We start from the raw sequence: 16,106 nt of genomic DNA, 5'->3' as shown, positions 1-16,106 counted from the left end.
TTATGCGGTATCGAACATGTGGACAGGCTGGGATTGCTGACAGCATTTTATGCGCTTGATGGCTGGCATGCCATAAGCGGCAGGTAAGAGAGGTTATATGGAAAAGGAAATATTGGAACAGCGCAAACAGATACTTACGGAACTTATGGATGATAAGGCCTATGTGCCTATGAAGGCAAAGGAACTGGCCATTCTCCTGAATATCCCAAAATCACAGCGGGATGAGCTGACAGAGGTGCTGGACGCCCTGGTGGCCGAAGGAAAGATTGGTGTGTCGAAAAAGGGAAAATACGGAAAGCCTGAGACATTTTCCATTAACGGCATTTTTTTCGGGCATCCCAAGGGCTTTGGCTTTGTGACAGTGGACGGCATGGAACAGGATATATTCATACCCGAGGACCGCACCGGTGCAGCCATGCATGGTGACAGGGTGCAGATCGTGGTGGAATCAGAGGCAGTCAGATCCGGTCATTCAAAATCCGGCATGGGGGCTTCGGGGCGCAGGGCAGAGGGTACTGTGATCAAGGTGCTGGAGCATGCCAACAGGGAAGTGGTGGGCTATTACCAAAAGAATAAGAGTTTTGGTTTTGTGATACCGGATAACCAGAAGCTGGCAAAGGATGTTTTTATACCCCAGGGCTGTGATATGGGGGCTGTCACCGGGCACAAGGTAGTGGCAAAGATCAAGGACTATGGGGATGAAAAGCATAAACCCGAGGGATGTATCACGGAGATCCTGGGCCATGTCAATGATCCCGGGACAGATATCCTGTCCATTGTCAGAGCATACGGGCTGCCGGAGGAGTTTCCTCAGGCGGTCATGGATGAGATCCAGGACATTGAGGATTCGTTGGAGGTTCCGGGAAATCAGGAGCAAGTATTAGGAGAGTACGGGATCAATGATCTGAAGACACATGAGGAATGGACCGGGGAGCTGGCCGGCCGTCTGGATCTGAGAGGGCTTCAGACCGTAACCATAGATGGTGAGGATGCCAAGGACCTGGATGATGCGGTGACCATTTGTAAGACTGGAAAGGGAACGTATATCCTGGGTGTCCACATTGCGGATGTAAGCCATTATGTGAAGGAAGGAAGCCCTCTTGACAAGGAGGCCCTTAAAAGAAGCACCAGCGTTTATCTGGTGGACCGGGTGATTCCCATGCTGCCCCACAAGCTGTCCAACGGCATCTGTTCCCTGAATGCAGGTACGGACCGCCTGGCATTGAGTTGTATCATGGAGGTGGATGCACAGGGCACTGTGACGGACCATAAGGTTGCGGAAACCGTGATCCATGTGGACCGGCGCATGACCTATACTGCGGTCAATGCCATTGTCACTGACCGGGACGAGGCGGTGATGGCAGAGTATGAGGGGTTTGTCCCTATGTTTGACTGTATGAAGGAATTGTCCCTTATCCTCAGGGAGGAAAGGCGCAAACGGGGGGCTATTGACTTTGATTTTCCGGAAAGCAAGATCCTGCTGGATCCCAAGGGAAAGCCATTGGAGATTAAGCCCTATGTGCGAAACGCGGCCACCAAGATAATCGAGGATTTTATGCTGCTGGCCAACGAGACAGTGGCGGAGGACCATTACTGGCAATCCATCCCCTTCCTTTACAGAAGCCATGACAATCCGGATCCTGAAAAGATGAAGCAGCTGGGCACATTTATCAATAACTTTGGTTACTTTATAAAAATGCAGCACGGGGAGATCCATCCTAAGGAACTTCAGAAGCTGCTGGATAAGATAGAAGGGACGCCGGAGGAGGCCCTGCTTTCAAGGCTGACCCTGCGCTCCATGAAGCAGGCCAAGTATACTACTCTGTGTTCCGGCCATTTTGGACTGGCTACCAGGTATTACACTCATTTTACCTCCCCCATCAGAAGATACCCGGACCTGCAGATCCACAGGATCATCAAGGAGAACCTGAAAGGGGGGCTTGGGGATAAGCGGACCGGCCATTATGAGCGTATCCTGCCAGAGGTGGCTGTGCAGACATCCGCGCTGGAGCGCAGGGCGGACGAAGCGGAGCGGGAGACTGATAAACTGAAGAAATGTGAATATATGTCACAGTTCATCGGCCAGGAATTTGACGGCGTCATATCAGGCGTTACCAGCTGGGGGCTTTATGTGGAGCTTCCAAACACCGTGGAGGGCCTGGTGCGCATGAGTGACCTGAGCGATGATTATTATATATTTGACGAACAGCACTATGAACTTACGGGAGAGATGACTAAGAAAACATATAAACTGGGACAGCCTGTGCGGGTAACGGTATCCGGCACGGACCGGCTTCTCAGGACCGTTGATTTTGTCCTGGCCAGGAACTGGGACGGGAATCAAATGGACGAGAAAGGGGAATAGAACTAATGGGGAAGGAAAGTATTAAGCTGGTTGCCAACAATAAGAAGGCGAATTTTGATTATTTTATAGATGAAAAATATGAAGCCGGGATTGAACTGTTTGGCACCGAGGTAAAGTCGATCCGTATGGGCAAATGCAGCGTTAAGGAATCATTTGTCAAGGTGGACCGGGGTGAGATGTACATCTGCGGCATGCATGTCAGCCCTTATGAAAAAGGCAACATTTTCAATAAAGATCCGCTTCGCGTGCGCAAGCTTCTGCTTCACAAGTATGAGATATTAAAAATAGGCGGCAAGATCAAGGAAAAGGGCTATACTTTGGTTCCGCTGCGGGTGTACTTTAAGGGAAGCCTGGTGAAGGTAGAGATCGGGCTGGCGCGTGGTAAGAAGAACTATGACAAGCGGGCGGATATTGCCAAGAAGGATCAGAGAAGGGAACTGGAAAAAGACTTTAAGGTCAAGAACCTGTATTAGGGAAAACGGAAGGTTCCATGTGAGGTTGATATGAGAAGATATCTGGAATTTATAAAGGAAGTGGAAGGGCTTAAATCCACTTTGCGGACCGCATGGACAGCCACAGGACGCCAGGAGAGTACGGCAGAGCACTCCTGGCGTCTTGCCCTTGGGGCAGCTGTCCTCTGCTGTGAATTTCCTGAGCTGGACCGGGAAAAGGTGATGCTTATGTGCCTTGTCCATGATCTGGGAGAACTGTACACAGGCGATGTATCAGCGGCCCTGAGGCCGGATGAAGGGGAAAAGCACAGGCAGGAGCAGCTGGATGTGTCCAGGGCGACCAAGGCCATTTCCGGTCCATGTGCAAAAGAGATCATGGCATTGTGTGAGGAATATAACCAGGGTCAGACACCGGAAGCCAGATTTGTTAAAGCCATGGATAAGGCTGAGACGATTATACAACACAGCCAGGGCGCGAATCCGCCTGATTTTGACTATGAGTTTAATCTTTCCTATGGAATGGAATATTTTCAGGAAAATGAAAAACTAAAGGAACTGAGAACGCTGATGGATGAAGAGACCAGCGAAGCACAGCACAGGAGCCTGCAATAGCAGGCTCCTTTTGCTAGTGCGCCAAGTATGTCACTAATCTAACTGGTGCAAGTCCAGTCACGGGTATTTACCGCCAAGTGCAGCGAACCACAAGTCGGTGTCAGTAATGGCATAGATGAAGGAAGTGGTGTGGCAAAGTTCTTGAGCCTGCGTACAGAAACTTGGTCGAAAAAGGTTTGGGGAGGGAGCCGGATGACGTCATAGTAGGTGTAACAACCGAAGGGCTGTAACGATTTATAGTACAAATCGTTATTACGAGAATGGTGCATGACCCAGAAATCAGATGGATGAAAAAAGTTGCAGGACCGCATACGAGACCCGTACATGCGGTTCATCGAGAGGGAAATAATTCTTAGCAATTATTTCCCTACTCTATTGGACATCCATGCTGCAGGCGTTACGGACCCGGGCGGTGGATCTTCCTATATTCATTGGGAGTAATGCCGTATACCTGCTTAAAGCGCCGGATAAAACTGGAGGAGTTGTAGTATCCGGTCTGCTGGGCAATGGCGTCCACATTTTGTGAGGTATTGGTGAGAAGCTGCGCTGCCTTGTCCATCCGGACGCGTATGGTATATTTCAGGGCATCCTGCTGCATTTGTTCCTTAAAAAACTGGCTGAATTTGGGCAGAGGCATGTTAAAATGTTCCGCGGTCTCAGACAGGGAGAACTCGCAGCTTAAGCAGTTTTCGTCCAGATAGCTTAAAATCTCCGCAATCTCCGCGGGCCGCCGTTTTTGAGATGGCAGAGCCGCATCATTAAAGGACAGCTCCTGCTGCCACTTGGTCAGGTAGGAGACCAGATCCTGGATGGTCTCGATCTCTGAAAAGATAAAGAGATTCTGCTGGAGAAGGCTGTGGCTGCCGCTCTGGTCGCCTCTGTAGCTGGTCACCAGGTTGACCAGGTCAAAACAGATCCCGCGGGCAATGGCAAGGGGATAGTTGTTGGTCTTTACACTGTCGATGATCTGGGTGATGCAGTTTTGTATCCTTACAGAATGGTTGGTCCGCAGGGCGTTCCTGCATTTTTCAAACAGCTCCAGGGGATAGCCGGCGTTGGGGTTGAGGCTGATCTCCTCAAAATGGATCACCTGTCCGTTGCCCTTTACAAAGCGGTAGTCCAGCGCCGTGCAGGAGTTGAGGTAAGACTGGGACATTTGGGTGATATCATCCGTCATGGTGCCGATTCCCGTGGTGATCAGCAGTGCATGCTGATCCATAAAGCAGGCGTGCATTTTTCCATAAATGTCTGTGATGGTCTCAGGCGCAGTGGTCTCAGGCACGGAATGGACCATGATCAGCTTTTTTCCGTCAACGGTGCGCAGATAGTATGTTTCAAAGGAGCCGGAGAGGAAGTCCTTGATCTCCTGTAGGATTGCCTCTGTGTCACAGGGATCGCGGTGGACGATACTGGTGGTCACAAACAGGCGGCTGTGGCTGAAGTGCAGGTTCAGTTCCTGACAGTCCATATTAAAATCCTGGATGGACTGATAGCCGTCTGCCAGCAGTTTTTGGAGACGGGCACTTTTGACAGAGGTAGCGGTGCTCTCCAGCCGCTTTTGCAGGTGAAGGGAGCGTCCGTTTAAAAGCTCCAGCGCATCTTCAATATCGGAAAGTTCATCCTTGGTGCGCTCCAGGTTGGTAAGCTGCCCGGCTTTATCCTGAAGCCTGCGCAGAGGAAAATAGTTAAAGCGCATGGCATAGACGATCACGATCATGCTGACGGCGGATGCGGCCAGTATGGAGATAAAAAACAGCAGGTTCAGCTGTGTGATCTGGGAAAATGTATCCTGATTTTGGGGGATCAGGGTCAGGCAGCTTAGGCCCGACTCAGGGGAGGTAAAGCTGCAGACAAAATACCGGTTCTCCAGGGAATGGAATTGATCTGAAAATGCCTCGGAAAGATTCTGTGGGTCGCTGGCCCAGTCATAAAGGTCCGGAGAGGCATTGACAGCAGTGATCACCCCCAGTTTTTGGTCCAACAAAAAGGAGACAGCCGAATAGCTGCCCAGCTTGTCATTAAAAAGCTGTTCCATATTGGGCAGAGGAACCTGGAAAACCACATTTCCGGCCTGTTTTAAATAGTCTGTATAAATAGGATAGCTGAACAGCAGGATCTTTTCCTCCGGGAACATGAACTGGTGCAATGTGAGAGAGGGCAGGATCTTGGGAGTGGCACTGGTAAAAAAATCTTTCACCTGTTGGGGCGACAGACCTTCCAGCTCATAGTACCACTCTGTGAAATAGGAGATCCGGTTGGAGGTGGAGGAATTCAGCACATAGTTCATCTCCGGAATGGTGAGGAAGATCTCGGAGATAAATGCGTTGGTGGCGCTGAAGTTGGAGAGCATGGATTTTGCGCTGTTGATCTTGACCGGATCATCTTCATGTGACAGGGCACCCAGCTGATTGGAGGCCTCGATCTGGTGGGCTGTGTTCTGGAAAATGGACAGCTCCGTATCGATCCGGGTAGAAATATTGATCAGATCCTTGTTGACATTGGTCAGTATTTCATTTCGGAATGCTTTGTAAAAATGCATGATATAAAATGCACAGATAATACTGAGGGGAATAAATACGATCAGCAGGTAGGAACCGAGAGAGCGAAAGAACTGTTTACCTTGCTGTGGCTTTTTCACGGGAAATGCACCTCTTTCACGACATTTTTTGTTTATATTAGTTATATCAAAAAAAAGAATGAAAGACAACTGCTTTTGGAGGGGGCAGAGAAGGGGGAGAGAGGGAAGACTACCCCGCAGGCCGTGTGTTTACGGCTTTTTTTTAGATGGAAAAAACGGCATATGGGAAAAAGTGCATACTATTTTCCGCAATTTCCGGATGTATATGGATCAGATTATATGGGCAATCTGCATAAATCCGGCACATCTGAAAAAACGGTTGATTGAAAACCTGCACAAAGGTCTGCTATACTCATCCCAGAAACACGGTATCCCGCAACAAGGGGTGAAAGGAGAACTTGTGATGAAGGCAGCAGAGAAGAAAGGACATAAGGATCCCAAAGGACCGGGGATAGGGATCCGGGTCAAACGGATGTTTAGGAGAGATTGGCAGTTAATGGTGTTGGCAGCCCTGCCGGTTTTGTATTTTTTAGTTTTTCATTATATGCCTATGTACGGCGTACAGATCGCTTTTAAAGAGTTTCGTGCGGATCTGGGTATTACGGGCAGCCCATGGTGTGGGTTTGCGCAGTTTGAGCGTTTTTTTAATTCTTCCCAATTTTGGACCTTAATTAAGAACACGCTGTCCTTAAGCCTTATGCAGCTGCTCATCGGTTTCCCTGTTCCCGTCATCCTGGCTATCCTGCTGAACCAGATGAAAAACAGGCGTTTTAAGAGTTTTATCCAGTCAGTGACTTATTTCCCTCATTTCATATCCATGGTGGTATTGACCGGTATGCTGGGGCTGTTCCTCTCACCCCGCAACGGGATCATCAATATCCTGATCCAGGCATTGGGAGGGGATGCTGTATTCTTTCTGGGGGAGGCACAGTGGTTCCGGCCGGTGTTTGTCTTATCAGGTGTGTGGCAGAATGCGGGCTGGAGCGCCATTATCTATATAGCAGCCCTGGCAAGCATCAGCCCTGATCTGTATGAGGCGGCTCAGGTGGACGGCGCCAACAAATGGCAGCTGATCCGCCATGTGGATCTGCCCGGTATACTGCCAACTATTGTAATGATGTTTATTATGGAGATGGGCAAGGTCATGAGCCTGGGATTCCAGAAGGCATATCTGATGCAGAACAATTTAAACATTGCTGCCAGCGAGATCATTTCCACCTATGTTTACAAGGTAGGTCTGGTGGATGCCCAGTTCAGCTATTCAGCGGCCATTGGACTATTTAATAATATAATCAATATTATTTTGCTGGTCAGCGCTAATCAGCTGTCTAAAAAGCTGACCAACAGCAGCCTGTGGTAGAGGGAGGAAGGGAACAATGTTTAAAAAATGGAAACAAAAAAACAGAGCGGACCGTATCTTTGATGTGTTTAATTACCTGGTCCTGGGACTTCTTGGACTGATGGTCCTTTATCCCTTATACTTTATCGTGATCGCTTCCGTGTCGGATCCGGTGGCCATCAACAACGGGCAGGTAAGGCTGCTGCCCATGGGATTTAATTTGGACGGCTACAGGAAGATACTAGAGGATGGGAAGATCTGGACCGCCTACAATAATACTGTGTTTTATACGGTTGTAGGCACTTCGGTAAACATTATACTGACCATGCTGATCGCATATCCCCTTTCACGGCAAAACTTTTTCATCCGCAGGGGACTGATGGCTTTCATGATGTTTACCATGTATTTCCAGGGCGGCATGATCCCCACCTACCTGCTGATGCAGAAGCTGAACCTATACAATACCCCATGGGTAATGATCCTGCTTCCGGCCATCAATGTGTTTAATGTCATCATTGCCACCAGCAATATACGGGAGAACATTCCCAATGAACTGTATGAAGCGGCCAGCATTGACGGATGCAGCCATTTCGGGTTCTTTTTCAAAATGGTCCTTCCGCTGTCCAAGACCATCATTACAGTGCTGGTGCTCTATTATGGCGTGGCTCATTGGAATGAATATATGAATGGATTGATCTATCTGAGAGACCAGTCCCTCCAGCCGCTGCAGATCGTGCTGCGCAATATCCTGATGCAGAACCAGGTTTCGGCCATGGGCGATATAGACAGTATCCTGGAGCAGCAAAAGGCGGCCGAGCTGATCAAATACGGCCTGATCATTGTCTCAACCCTGCCGGTGCTTGTGGTATATCCGTTTCTGCAAAAGCACTTTAATCAGGGAACCATGCTGGGGTCAGTGAAAGGATGATTTTACAGCAATTGCTGTAGCAAAATAAAAATATGAAAGAAGGTATATTATGAAAAAAAGATGTATGGCAGCCGCTTTGTCTGTACTGTCAGCGGCAATGCTTCTCGGAGGATGTGTTCCCAAGGCGACTTCCAATACCAAGGCAAATGAGACCACAACGCCGGTGGAAAGCAGCAACTTCAATGAAACGGGGCTTCCCATTGTCAACGAGCCGGTGAGCATCACCCTGGCGGCGATCACCTCCAAGAATAAGAATTTCGAGGAGCTTGTGTATTTCCAGCAGATGGAGGAGTCCACCAATGTGGATGTCAACTGGAATATGAATGCAAAGGAAGGATGGGATGAGAAAAAGGCCCTTCTCTTTGCAGGCAATAATCTGCCGGATGCCTTTTACGGCTATGAGATCCTGACCGAGGTGGATGTGATCAAGTATGCCTCCCAGGGCATGCTGATCCCTTTAAATGATCTCATCGACAAGTATGCCCCAAACCTGAAGCACGCCATGGAGGTCAATCCCACACTGGAGGCACAGATCACTGCATCGGACGGGAATATCTATTCTCTCCCCACATTCACCTCTCTGGACCCGGATACGTACAGCAAGCTGTTCATCAATAAGAACTGGCTGGATCAGCTGGGACTGGAAGTACCCGAGACATTGGATGAGTTTGAGGCAGTATTAAAGGAATTTAAGGCCAATGATCTGAACGGAAACGGTGATGCCGGAGATGAGATCCCCTTCACCTTCCGGGCACAGGACCTGCGCCAGCAGAATCTGGCCCCCATGTTTGGCAGCTGGGGCCAGGTAGATGATTATACCCATTTTATCGTGGATGACGGTACCGTGATCTATACGGCACAGACCGAGCCGTGGAAGGAAGGCATTGAGTACTTTAACAAGCTTTATTCCCAGGGGCTTATGGACCCCGAGGGCTTTACCCATGATTTTAATGTCTATGTAGCTAAAATACAGGATCCTTCCAAGATTGTGGGAGCATTCCTGGGCTGGAGCTGCAATTCCACAGCAGGCCCCAACAGAGATGACTTTATTGCATTGGCTCCCTTAAAGGGACCAAAAGGCGACCAGCTGTGGGCAAACTCACCATCCAAGATCAGCTGCAAGAGCGCCTTTGCCATCACCAAGGCAGCCCGGAATCCGGAAGTGATCATGCGCTGGATCGATGAGAGCTATGAACCGGAGAATTCCCTTCAGGTCAACCAGGGACTGTTTGATTATTCCCTTGAAAAGACGGAGAACGGCGGCTACCGCTATCTGCCGCTGCCCGAGGGCAAGCTGCAGTCAGAGCTGATCCATGATTACGGTCCCGGTACGGACGGTGTGTTCGGTGTCCTGCCTGAGGTTGCGGATAAGCTGGAACTAAATGCAAACTTAAAGGAACGGGCAGAATTGGATGAATTTTATGCGCCCTATAATGTTCCTCTGGAGAACGTGTATCCCAGCGTCCTGTTTGACATTGAAGAGATCGACCGTATTTCCGTCTTAAAGACCGATATCGATGCTTATGTGGAACAGAATTACGCCAACTGGATCTCCAAGGGCGGGATTGAGGAGGAGTGGGACGCCTATGTTGAAAAGCTGAAAGCACTGCATGTGGATGAGTACATTCAGATCTATCAGCAGGCCTACGACCGCTATGCCAAGACCATGGGCTGGACTGAGTAAGGGAAGGAGAAATTCAGAATGAACCTTGATGTGTTAAAGGATGCCTATGAACAGGCGATCCGAAAAGAATTGATCAACAGTAAAGCCATTGGCGCGGCATTTCCCCATGCCGCGCCGGGGGGACAATACAACCGGGAGGCCCCCCAGTTCTGGACCGGGGGATTTTGGGGAGGCATCCTCTGGCTGGTTTACAGGAAGACAAGGGATCCAGAGGTTTATAAGATCCTGTGTGATATTGAAGAGCGGCTGGATGGGCCCATGGAGGCATTTGTGGACCTGCACCATGATGTGGGCTTTATGTGGATGCCCACAGCCGTTGCCCACTATCGCTGTGACGGAAATGAACAGGCGCGTGTGCGCGGGCTGAAGGCAGCTAATTTGTTGGCGGGACGTTTTAATCTGGCAGGGCATTTCCTACGGGCCTGGAATGACGGTGAGTGGGAGGATTCCCAGGGACTTGCGATCATCGACTGCCTGATGAATCTCTCTTTGTTATACTGGGCGTCCAGGGAGATCAATGATCCTCGGTTTTGCCAGATCGCCCTGGCCCATGCAGAGACTGTTCTGGAAAATTTTGTAAGGGAAGACGGAACGGTGTGCCACATTGTACGTTTTGATCCGGTCACAGGCAAGCGGCTGGGAGTGGTGGGAGGCCAGGGAAAGTCGCCTGATTCTGTGTGGGCCCGCGGGCAGTCCTGGGCAATCTACGGGTTTGCACTCACATGCCGGGAGACTGGGGAGAGGAAGTTTTTGGATGCCGCTAAAAAAACAGCCGGCTGGTATATGGACCATCTGCCGGAAAACGGCATCCCTTGTTGGGATTTTATGGCGGACAGTACAGATGACTATGCAAAGGATACGTCTTCCGCCTGCTGTGCGGCCAGCGGCATGATCGAGATCTCAAACCTTTGCACGGATCCCGGGGAAAAGGAAAGATATTATTCCATGGCTGTTTCGCTGCTTGAAAAGCTCACTGAAAATTGTTCTGATTTCAGCGGACAGACTCAGGGACTGATCGATTACGGAACCGTGCATTTCCCTAGAAAGCGGTTTATTAACCAGCCTATTATCTATGGAGACTTTTTCTATCTGGAAGCCCTGACCAAGCTGCAGGGCGGGCAGGGGATCTTTTAAGGGCGGCAGAATATACCTGAAACAACAGGAGAATAGAATGAAGAAACCTCATATTATTTTTATCGTAGCGGACCAGCTGCGCTATGACATGCTTGGGCGGGGGATTACCCCCAATATAGACTCCCTTGCAAGGGACGGAGTGCTTTTTGACAGAGCATACTGCTCCTGTCCTCTGTGCGTGCCCTCACGGGGATCCATATTTACGGGAACATATCCCAGCCGCAACGGCAGCATGATCAATCCCTGGCTTGAGCAGGACGGGGCCTACGGCCTGGTGAGCCGCTCCTTTGAGACCTTTTATGAACTCATGGAGCGGAGCGGGTGGGACTGTATGCACAGCGGTAAGCAGCATCTGTTCACAGAGGGGGGAAAGCTGGAGGAGCGCCCCGAAGGCAAGACCAGGTGGCTGAGTACGGCAAAGACTTATCTGGAACTGTTAAAGGCGGATGGAGTGCGGGCTCCGGGAGGAGACCGTTTCCGCTCCTTTGTGCCTGAACTGGCCGGCGGACGCTACACCAGGGTGTGCCGTTATTCAAATCCAACTACCGGCTGCTATGAGCCGGGGGAGAAATATTATTTTGACGGCTATTTTACGGAGAAAGCATTGGAGGGACTTCGCACCAGGGACCTTGACAAGCCTCTTTTCCTTAGCGCCATGTATCTGGCCCCCCATCCGCCCCTGGATGTACCGGAACCTTATTACTCGGCTGTCACCAAAGAGGAGGTCTGCCTTCCGGACAATGTGGGCAAGTGGTACGATCATCAATCGCCGCTTCAGATGTACAATCTAACAGGTGTGGTGGGCACAAAATACGATTTAAAGCAGTGGAAAGAGAGCTGGCGTGTGTACATGGGACTGGTCCGCCTTCTGGATGATCAGGTGGGAAAATTGCTGGAGGAGCTGAAATGCCAGGGTATCTATGATGACAGCCTGATCGTATTCACCTCCGACCACGGGGAAATGCTGGGCAGCCACCGCCTGTTCCAGAAAATGTGCATGTATGAGGAGTCTGTGCGAACGCCGGTCTATTTAAAGTTTCCACAAAACTACATGGGCGGCAGGAATATACAGACGCCCGTGAGCCAGGTGGATCTGATGCCTACATTGTGCGGTTATCTGGGGATAAAGCCCAGGCATGAGCCGGACGGGACTTCTCTTTTACCCATGATTGAGGGGGATGAGGGCGGCAGGGATATAATGATCCAATTTGACGGAAATGGATCCAGGAGCAATTTCCAGCGCTGCATCCTGCGGGGCGGCTATAAGCTCATTGTGGATCTGTTTAAAGATGAGACATATTATGAGCTGTACAATGTGTTAAAGGATCCCCAGGAGACCTGCAACCTTCTGTTTGGAGAAGAATCCCGGGAAATGCAGCAGATTGCAGCCAGTATGCTGGAGGCCCTGGGAATACATATGGAGGATACGAAGGATCCGGTCCGCATAACAGACAGAGACTTAAAAGCCTTTGTGGAGACCTACAGCAATCTTTCCCAGGGTACCATGTAATCCGAGAGACCGTTTCCCGGGACGCCGCGTGATTCCGGGTGCTAATACACAGCAGTGCGTGAAGGAGGAACTTGATTATGGCTGAATTTGATCCTGATATTTGTTTTTGTATCGACCACGGGGGGAAGGAGACATTGCTGCGGCCATTCTGGAGTGCAACAGGATATGCAAATGCAGATTTTACCCCAACCCCCTCCTTTTTGAGAATGTATGACTACCTGTCTTCCTTTCACGGTCATCTGCACTATATGCGGCTGCACAATATCCTCAGCCTTCATGGGGAGGGGGACAGATATTTTCTGGAACTGGACCTGCCTTACGGCAACCGCTGCTTTGCCCATGACAACCGACAGAATGGTGATGACAAGGTGGTAGCGCGCATGGAGGACGGAACGCTCCGGTATAACTGGGATCTGGTGGACCAGGTGTATGACGTGATCGTAGGCCATGGGATGGCGCCCATTGTAGAGCTGGTCTATCTGCCTAAGGCGATCCGCAAAAGCGAGGAGGAATTTTTCCTGCCGGCAGATTACAGGCTGTACGGTGAGATGGTGCGGGATTTTGCCGCCCATTGTTTGGAGCGTTACGGGCTGGAGGAGACCCGCGGCTGGTATTTTGAAATCTGGAATGAGCCGGACAATGAGGCTGCCTGGTGCCGGGATCCCGCCAGCTTTTTCGCATTGTATGATTATATGGAGCATGCTGTCCACTCAGTGGATGACAGGCTGCGCACAGGCGGGCCGGCAACCATGCAGGGCCAGGAGGGATACAGGATCTTTGAGGGATTCCTGAAACATTGTGCCGGGGAAGTGAATTATTGTACGGGTGGCTACGGCACACGGCTGGACTTTGTCTCCGTACACTGCAAGGGCGGACAGACCACGGACTTTAACCCATCCTCCGCCGTCATGTTCGGCAGCGTGGAGCGGTATTTGGATATTTTGGAGCAGTATCCCCAATTTTGTGATGTGGAATTTTTTAATGATGAGTCGGATATTATCTGGGCAGGAAGCAGGGGAGTGGAGGATGCCAGCTGGTTTGATTTCCGCAACAGCCATTACGCCCCGGGTTTTGTCTGCAAAATGATCTCCCTGTACTGCACCAGGGTGCTGGACCGCGGTGTGAACCTGACCGTGGCTGACAGCGACAATGCTCATCTGCAGTGGGAGCGGTCACTGTTCAGCGGAAACCGTTCACAGTTGACTCCCCTTGGCAGATATCCCTGTACGGATATGATAAAAAAACCCTTTTTTAATGCTTACGTGCTGCTTTCAAAGCTGGGAGACCGCCGCCTACCTGTACAATGTGATGGGCCGGGTTTTAATGAAAAGTTTGGTGTACTGGCTACCCGGCGCGGACCTGTTTTCTCTTACATGCTTTGGAATTTTGAGGATGGCATCTCAGATATGGTTGGGAAGAGAAGCTTCCGTCTGGACATCCAAAACTGCGGAGCTGTTGGAAGCTATTACCTGCTGGAATACAGGATCGATCAGGACCACTCCAACTCCAATACATTATGGCATAAGCTGGGGTGTCCCAAAGAACCCAACCTTAAACAAATACGGCAGTTAAGGGACGCGGACGGTTTAGAGCCAATGGGGGATCCGCAAAAGATCACCGCGGACAGCGGAGAGCTTTCTCTGGAGGTGATTCTGCCCCAGCACGCCGTAGCGCTTTTTCAGCTTACGCCAGTGAGCACAGAGGCTCCTGCCGCTGTAGGATTCGTAAAAGCCCAATGGGAGGAGGGCTGTTGTGGCAGGCAGATATTTCTCACCTGGGAACCCAGCAGAGAATCTGACTTTTTCCATTATAAAGTGCTGCGGTCCGTGGATGGAGGCCATTATGAGACACTTTCTTCTTCCCCTGCCCTTAACACAGCTGTGTATGTGGATATGGAGGTGGAGTCAGGACACCGGTATTCCTACAGGATCCTGGCTGTTAATACCTCCGGCATATGGGGGGAACCCGGCAAAGAGGCTGTGGTCAGGACTGAATGATGACAGAGAGTGAAAGGAGAACGTTTATGGAACGTCCTAATATTGTTTTGATCACAGTGGACCAGATGCGCCGGGATTGTATGGGGATATCCGGCCATCCTGTGGTGGAGACTCCCAACCTGGATATGATGAAGAAGAACGGCTACCAGTTTACCAGAGCCTACTCAGCCGTGCCCTCCTGTATTCCGGCCAGGGCCGCGTTAATGACCGGCACCAGCCAGAGGACCCACAAGCGCGTGGGATATGAGGATGGGGTACCCTGGAATTATCCATGTACCCTGGCGTCTGAATTTGCAAGAGGCGGGTATCATACCCAATGCATTGGAAAGATGCATGTTTATCCTGAACGCAATCTCTGCGGTTTCCACAATGTGGTGCTTCATGACGGCTATCTGGAGTTTGACCGGGATCAGGGGCTGCCTCAGACAGAGAGCCATCAGCAGCATGATGATTACCTTCTTTGGCTGAAGCGCCGGAAAGGGGTGGATGCGGACCTGATGGACTCCGGACTGGAATGCAATTCCTGGATGGCCCGCCCCTTCCCCTACGAGGAGCAGTATCACCCCACCAACTGGTGCATATCGGAGTCCATTGATTTTCTCCGGCGCCGGGATACCACCAAGCCATTTTTTCTCTATACCTCTCTGGTGCGTCCCCATTCCCCCTTGGATCCTCCTGGCTATTACATGGATCTTTACATGCAGCAGGATCTGCCTGAACCCGTGGAAGGGGACTGGGCAGATAAGGAGGATCCTGACAATGAGGCGCTGAATATCAATGCAAAGAAAGGGGTGCTTTCCAAACATACATTAAAGCGTGCCCAGGCCGCCTATTATGGGCATATAACCCACATTGACCAGCAGCTGCGCCGACTGATACAGGCCGTGTCGGAATACGGCCTGCTGGAGGATACAGTATTTGTTTTTCTGTCGGATCACGGAGATATGATGGGAGATCATCACCTTTTCCGCAAAGCCTTACCGTATGAAGGATCCGCGGGAATCCCGCTGCTTGTCTATGACCCGGGTGATCTTTTGGGCGGTAAGCGCAACCGGGCTGTTGACTGCCTGACAGAGATACGTGATGTCATGCCTACCCTTCTGGACATTGCGGGCCTTCCGATCCCGGCTTCGGTGGAGGGAGCCAGCCTTCTGCCTGTTATGAGAGGGAAGAGGTCGCAGGTGCGGGATCACCTTCACGGCGAACACGCCTACGGTGTGGATTCCAGTCATTATATCGTAACGGACAGGGACAAATATATCTGGTATTCCCAGACTGGAAGGGAACAGTATTTTGACTTGAGATCAGATCCCAGGGAACTCTTCGATCTGATTGGAAATACAGAGAGACAGGAGCGGATCCGGTACTTAAGGCAGTGCCTGATCCGGGAATTGTCCCAGCGTCAAGAGGGCTACAGTGACGGACAAAGGCTGCAGGTGGGGAGGGCACCGGTCAATACATTAGAGCGTGTTTGAACATTCATTCCCGTCATCTGCCCTAAGGAATC

General features: G+C 50.7%; 11 protein-coding genes. 10 read left to right on the top strand and 1 reads right to left on the bottom strand.

All coding sequences use genetic code 11. The features are described from left to right. The first annotated feature begins 97 nt into the window (after nucleotides 1-97). Genes rnr through CLFS41_RS27465 form a run of 3 tightly spaced genes read left to right on the top strand, consistent with a single transcriptional unit; the run spans nucleotide 98 to nucleotide 3,429 of the window. The gene (rnr, locus tag CLFS41_RS27475; protein WP_347469138.1) at nucleotides 98-2,365 is read left to right on the top strand and encodes a ribonuclease R; all 2,268 of its coding nucleotides are present in this window, start codon (nucleotides 98-100) and stop codon (nucleotides 2,363-2,365) included. Nucleotides 2,366-2,370: 5 nt separating this feature from the next. Then, on the top strand, nucleotides 2,371-2,838 hold the full coding sequence (gene smpB, locus CLFS41_RS27470) for an SsrA-binding protein SmpB (RefSeq protein WP_045094181.1): 468 nt from the start codon (nucleotides 2,371-2,373) through the stop codon (nucleotides 2,836-2,838). Nucleotides 2,839-2,868: 30 nt separating this feature from the next. Continuing rightward, on the top strand, nucleotides 2,869-3,429 hold the full coding sequence (locus CLFS41_RS27465; RefSeq protein WP_045094180.1) for an HD domain-containing protein: 561 nt from the start codon (nucleotides 2,869-2,871) through the stop codon (nucleotides 3,427-3,429). Between the two features lie 397 nt (nucleotides 3,430-3,826). On the opposite strand, the gene CLFS41_RS27460 is transcribed toward CLFS41_RS27465, so the two are convergent. Then, entirely contained in the window at nucleotides 3,827-6,067 is a 2,241-nt protein-coding gene (locus CLFS41_RS27460) for a helix-turn-helix domain-containing protein (RefSeq protein ID WP_045094179.1), read from the bottom strand. Between the two features lie 343 nt (nucleotides 6,068-6,410). On the opposite strand from CLFS41_RS27460, the gene CLFS41_RS27450 reads away from it, so the two are divergent. From CLFS41_RS27450 to CLFS41_RS27420, 7 genes are all read left to right on the top strand, one after another. Continuing rightward, the gene (locus CLFS41_RS27450; RefSeq protein WP_045094177.1) at nucleotides 6,411-7,367 is read left to right on the top strand and encodes an ABC transporter permease subunit; all 957 of its coding nucleotides are present in this window, start codon (nucleotides 6,411-6,413) and stop codon (nucleotides 7,365-7,367) included. A gap of 16 nt (nucleotides 7,368-7,383) precedes the next feature. Continuing rightward, on the top strand, nucleotides 7,384-8,274 hold the full coding sequence (locus CLFS41_RS27445; protein WP_045094176.1) for a carbohydrate ABC transporter permease: 891 nt from the start codon (nucleotides 7,384-7,386) through the stop codon (nucleotides 8,272-8,274). A 49-nt stretch (nucleotides 8,275-8,323) separates the two neighbouring features. After that, nucleotides 8,324-9,958: an extracellular solute-binding protein gene (locus tag CLFS41_RS27440; protein ID WP_045094175.1), complete on the top strand. Its 1,635-nt coding sequence runs from the start codon at nucleotides 8,324-8,326 to the stop codon at nucleotides 9,956-9,958. 18 nt (nucleotides 9,959-9,976) lie between these two features. Then, nucleotides 9,977-11,092, top strand: coding sequence for a glycoside hydrolase family 88 protein (locus CLFS41_RS27435; RefSeq protein ID WP_045094174.1), 1,116 nt, complete (start codon nucleotides 9,977-9,979; stop codon nucleotides 11,090-11,092). A 37-nt stretch (nucleotides 11,093-11,129) separates the two neighbouring features. Continuing rightward, nucleotides 11,130-12,602, top strand: coding sequence for a sulfatase-like hydrolase/transferase (locus tag CLFS41_RS27430; RefSeq protein WP_045094173.1), 1,473 nt, complete (start codon nucleotides 11,130-11,132; stop codon nucleotides 12,600-12,602). A gap of 77 nt (nucleotides 12,603-12,679) precedes the next feature. After that, nucleotides 12,680-14,599: a hypothetical protein gene (locus tag CLFS41_RS27425; RefSeq protein WP_045094172.1), complete on the top strand. Its 1,920-nt coding sequence runs from the start codon at nucleotides 12,680-12,682 to the stop codon at nucleotides 14,597-14,599. 26 nt (nucleotides 14,600-14,625) lie between these two features. Continuing rightward, complete coding sequence (locus CLFS41_RS27420) at nucleotides 14,626-16,074, top strand: arylsulfatase (protein WP_045094171.1); 1,449 nt, start codon at nucleotides 14,626-14,628, stop codon at nucleotides 16,072-16,074. The last annotated feature ends 32 nt before the right edge of the window (nucleotides 16,075-16,106 follow it).

The sequence above is a fragment of the Clostridium sp. FS41 genome (genome assembly GCF_000954015.1).
GTDB classification, from domain to species: Bacteria; Bacillota; Clostridia; order Lachnospirales; family Lachnospiraceae; genus Enterocloster; species Enterocloster citroniae.
This window is presented reverse-complemented; position numbering and strand designations above follow the sequence as displayed.

Excerpts from the sequence above, each read along its gene's own strand:
- CLFS41_RS27445 (WP_045094176.1), top strand. The coding sequence starts at position 7,384 with ATGTTTAAAAAATGGAAACAAAAAAACAGAGCGGACCGTATCTTTGAT.
- CLFS41_RS27450 (WP_045094177.1), top strand. The coding sequence starts at position 6,411 with ATGAAGGCAGCAGAGAAGAAAGGACATAAGGATCCCAAAGGACCGGGG.
- CLFS41_RS27425 (WP_045094172.1), top strand. The coding sequence starts at position 12,680 with ATGGCTGAATTTGATCCTGATATTTGTTTTTGTATCGACCACGGGGGG.
- CLFS41_RS27465 (WP_045094180.1), top strand. The coding sequence starts at position 2,869 with ATGAGAAGATATCTGGAATTTATAAAGGAAGTGGAAGGGCTTAAATCC.
- CLFS41_RS27430 (WP_045094173.1), top strand. The coding sequence starts at position 11,130 with ATGAAGAAACCTCATATTATTTTTATCGTAGCGGACCAGCTGCGCTAT.
- CLFS41_RS27435 (WP_045094174.1), top strand. The coding sequence starts at position 9,977 with ATGAACCTTGATGTGTTAAAGGATGCCTATGAACAGGCGATCCGAAAA.
- smpB (WP_045094181.1), top strand. The coding sequence starts at position 2,371 with ATGGGGAAGGAAAGTATTAAGCTGGTTGCCAACAATAAGAAGGCGAAT.
- rnr (WP_347469138.1), top strand. The coding sequence starts at position 98 with ATGGAAAAGGAAATATTGGAACAGCGCAAACAGATACTTACGGAACTT.
- CLFS41_RS27420 (WP_045094171.1), top strand. The coding sequence starts at position 14,626 with ATGGAACGTCCTAATATTGTTTTGATCACAGTGGACCAGATGCGCCGG.
- CLFS41_RS27440 (WP_045094175.1), top strand. The coding sequence starts at position 8,324 with ATGAAAAAAAGATGTATGGCAGCCGCTTTGTCTGTACTGTCAGCGGCA.